A 1,028-nucleotide genomic window follows, 5' to 3' on the forward strand; every position below is an offset into this window, starting at 1 on the left:
CGAACTCGGCGAACAGGGCCTTGAGGTCCCGCAGATAGTCGCCGAGCCGCTCGGGGGCGACGGCGGAGTCCTCCCAGCCCTCCCAGGTCTCGCGGCCGTCCGGCGGCCGGGCGGTCACGCCGAGACCCGCCTCCCGGGCCTGGAGGAAGCGCTGTTCCCGGTCGGTGTCGTCGGAGATCGCCACCCTCGGGTCGTCGGCGGAGAGGCCGAGCCCGGCGAGCAGGGCGTCCGCCTGGGCGTCGGCGTCCTCCTTGCTGTCGCCGCCCAGCTGGACGAACAGCCAGCTCCCGCCGGCCGGGAGCAGGGACAGCGACTCGGTGTGCACCCGCTCCTCGCGCATGAGCTGGGCCATCCGGTCGTCCAGCGCCTCCAGTTGCAGCGGCCGGCAGTGTTCGAGCAGCCGCGGCACGTCGTCGGCCGCCGCGCAGATGTCCGGGTAGCCCAGGACCACCAGGGCGTCGGCAGCCTCGATGGGGACCAGGTCGAGTTCGGCGCGCAGCACGGTCACGAGAGTGGATTCGCTGCCGACGAGCGCGCGGGCCAGGTCGAAGCCCTTCTCGGGCAGCAGCGAGTCGAGGTTGTAGCCGGAGACCCGGCGCGGGATCTCGGGGAAGCCGGCCCGGATGTCGTCCGCGTACCGCTCGGCCAGTTCGCGGGCGCCCCGGTGCAGCCGGGCCACCTCGCCGCCTTCGGCCAGGATCCGCGCGTACCGGCTGTCGTCGACGGGCCCGGCCCACAGCCGGCAGCCGCCGTAGGTGAGGACCTCCAGCCGGCGCACGTTGTCGACCGTCTTGCCGTAGCGCTGGGCGGAGGCACCGCAGGATTTGTTGCCGATCATGCCGCCGAGGGTGCAGTGCGTGTGGGTGGCCGGCTTGGGACCGAACTTCAGCCCGTACGGCTCCAGCCGCCGGTTGAGTTCGTCGAGGGCGATGCCCGGTTCCACCACGCAGGTACGGGCCTCGGCGTCCACGGAGACCAGACGGTGGCAGTACTTGGACCAGTCGAGGACCACCGCCACATTGGTGCAC

The 1,028-nt window shown here is 72.6% G+C and carries 1 protein-coding gene; it reads right to left on the reverse strand.

What is annotated here, in order from left to right:
* On the reverse strand, window positions 1-1,028 hold a 1,028-nt coding region (locus ACFV5N_RS28065; protein ID WP_385605416.1), incomplete at both ends, for an FAD-binding oxidoreductase.

The sequence above is a fragment of the Streptomyces sp. NPDC059853 genome (assembly GCF_042731495.1).
GTDB lineage: Bacteria > Actinomycetota > Actinomycetes > Streptomycetales > Streptomycetaceae > Streptomyces.